This is a genomic window from Microcoleus sp. S13_C5 (genome assembly GCF_036700845.1).
Taxonomy (GTDB): domain Bacteria; phylum Cyanobacteriota; class Cyanobacteriia; order Cyanobacteriales; family Microcoleaceae; genus Microcoleus.
Genome location: NZ_JAUBPR010000247.1, coordinates 1 through 2,767, shown reverse-complemented (window position 1 = coordinate 2,767; position 2,767 = coordinate 1). Strand labels below are relative to the sequence as shown.

Sequence of the window (2,767 nt, the reverse complement as noted above, 5' to 3'; positions counted from 1 at the left end):
CAGAGGTACTGGAATAAAAACTAATCCTCCTATTTTTAAAATCTTAAAGCCTCCCAAGCCTTAAGTAAACCGTATTGCAAGCGGCCGGACTTTTTCAGGTAGTTGTGGCAAGGATATATCGGTGGCTGGGTCGGACAGACCTGAGAGCCACAAAGGTAAAAAGGCGTAAGAGAAAACTAGATTGTCAAGCCTTAGAAAAAAATGTAAAAGAGAATCCAGATGCCAGATTGATCGACAGATCCAAGAAGTTTGGGGTAAGACCAAGTGCCATATCTTATGCTCTTAAAGAAATGAAAATGAAGGAGAAAAAAAAAGAACGGGGTTACCAGGAGAGAAACCAGGGTAAACGCATCTAAATTAATTTGACAAAAAGATGAATTTGTGCATTAATAAATGACTAAAAAAACCTTCTTAAAATTCTTAACTTTAACCCCACTTAAGCAGATTAAATCAAAACTTTAAGAATTTATAAATTTTTAAAATCCGGATAAATTTCACAAGAGATGGGTGTTAGATTTTGAGCGGTAGCTGGCAGATTTGAAAATTTGAACTAAATAATTATGGCTCTTCATTAGTTAATATGCTAAATGAATAGCTGGCGCCAGGAAAGAAAGACAAATGAAGCTAGCAAAATAGCTGGGAGAGTCATTACGGGGGTTGATAGAGTCAGCTCATTTATTATTAAATATAAGCAAAAGCTAGAGGGGTTACGTGGATTGAACAGCCATGAGAACGAAAAAAGAGATAAAGTTTTTAACAAAGCTGTTGAATATAGAGGGAGTAAAAGTAATCTCACATCGTCAGCATGAAGGGATTGGAATAATTTTATAGGGGAAAGGAATCGGTAAGGAAAGTAACTGTCCACGTTGTGGAAAAAACAGTCATAGATTACATCAAAATCATAGATACCTAGTCAAAGATTTACCTTGGGGAGAGAACTTGGTATTTTTAGAAATCAACAGACGACAGTTTAAATGTGAAAAATGTTTCAAGCCATTTAGTGAAGAGTTGGAGTTTGTCAGACAAAGAAGAACCTAAACAAAACGGCTAGGAATATCAATAAAATAATCCAAGAAGTGTTATAGAACGATATCCACAGCGTAGCAAAAAAAGGGGTGGTGACAACAGAAAAAATAGAAAGGATGTTAAAATCCGCATCGAAAGAATACTTGAAAGCCAAGCCTAGCGAGTGGAAGAGATTAGGGATAGATGAAATATATCTAATTAAAGTAAAAAAAAACTGTGCAGTATTAAGAGATTTAGAGAAGTCCCGTGCTAATTGGGATAAGGGATAGAAGGAAACAAGAAGAAATTAGGGAAGTCCTGCTCGGATGGGCTAAAGAGGTATTAGAGCAAATACAAGAAGTAAGTATAGATTTGTGGAAAGGTTACAGAAATCTAGTGAGAGACAGAAAGGCAAAATGCTCAGGTGGTCGCCGACAGATTTCATGTAATGGCACAAATAAATAAGGAATTAGATGCCCATGCGTAAGCGAGAGAAGAGACAGGTAGAAGATTTAATTAAAAAAGCAGAATCGTCAGAAGACAAAGCAGACAAGGAGAAAGTTTTAGAAGGATTGAAGAAAACTAAATATGTGTTATTGAAGAACGAATCCGATATAAATGAAGAGCAAAACGCTAAATTAATGCAAGTTAAAGATGTATCTTATACTCTCAAAAGTATGCATAAATTAAAATAAGAAATCAGAATAATTTTCGAGACTGCTAATAATTGATTAGTCGGTTTGTTGAAACTGGGAGAATGGTTGTCAGGAGCTAAGAAATATTTTTCCTATAGTCAGAACAACTTTATTTATGATCAAAAAAAATTATTGCTTACTTCGATTATAAGACTACCAGTGGTGTTGTCGAAGTCATCAATAATAAACTCAATTTGATTAAACGTTCTGCTTACGGGTTTAGAAACTTTGAAAACTTCCGAGTTAGATGTTTGCTTACTTGGCAGTTTGAGTGTTAGTTTAGCATACTAGCGACTGAAGATCCCCTTTATAACCACAAAAAACAAAGCTGATGGAAACTAAACCACCTCTACCGCCCTTTACGTTGGAAACGGCTAAAGCCAAAGTTCAAGCTGCTGAAGATGCCTGGAATACCCGCGATCCAGAACGAGTAGCCTTAGCTTATACGGAAGATTCTCAGTGGCGAAACCGTGCCGAGTTCTTCAGCGGCCGGGAAGAAATCAAGGCTTTTTTAAGACGAAAATGGGCAAAGGAATTAGATTACCGTTTAAAGAAAGAACTGTGGAGTTTTACAGACAATCGGATTTCTGTTCGATTTGAGTATGAGTGGCACGATGATTCTGGCTACTGGTATCGCGCCTATGGTAATGAACAGTGGGAATTTGCAGAAAATGGGTTAATGCGAAGACGTGAAGCTAGCATTAATGATGTTCCGATTCAAGAATCTGAACGGAAGTTTCGATAAGATTTATCTGGGAGTTGTTAGACGCATAAACCTGGTTTTTTAGGAAAATATGCAGGTTTATAGTGAGAACTTTAGTCATGATTGACTAAATACCAGAAAGACGAATAAAGTCCTCAGTACTAACGAAAGGTTTGTAGTAAGGACTTGAGTCATGATTAGAACTCTTGCAAAAATACAAAGCACCCCACCCCAACCCTCCCATTGAATCAGGGGAGGAGGCAAGATTATTCTTGTTTCCCTCCTTAATAAGGCTACCGTGTACACACAAGTCAAAGTAAACTAGGCTCATGTTTTGAGAGAGGTATAAACCGTGGACAATCCG

The 2,767-nt window shown here is 37.1% G+C and carries 1 protein-coding gene and 2 pseudogenes; all 3 read left to right on the top strand.

Annotated features, from left to right (window positions below; genetic code table 11):
- Nucleotides 1-71 precede the first annotated feature (71 nt).
- Nucleotides 72-353: pseudogene (locus tag QUA04_RS29245) on the top strand (IS630 transposase-related protein); the annotation flags it as partial.
- Nucleotides 354-726: 373 nt separating this feature from the next.
- A pseudogene (locus QUA04_RS30130) lies at nucleotides 727-1,978 on the top strand (ISL3 family transposase).
- A 53-nt stretch (nucleotides 1,979-2,031) separates the two neighbouring features.
- Entirely contained in the window at nucleotides 2,032-2,445 is a 414-nt protein-coding gene (locus tag QUA04_RS29230) for a nuclear transport factor 2 family protein (RefSeq protein WP_190657739.1), read from the top strand.
- Nucleotides 2,446-2,767: the final 322 nt, after the last annotated feature.

Bases quoted from the DNA above. Each gene is read 5' to 3' on its own strand.
- QUA04_RS29230 (WP_190657739.1), top strand. From the start codon at position 2,032: ATGGAAACTAAACCACCTCTACCGCCCTTTACGTTGGAAACGGCTAAA.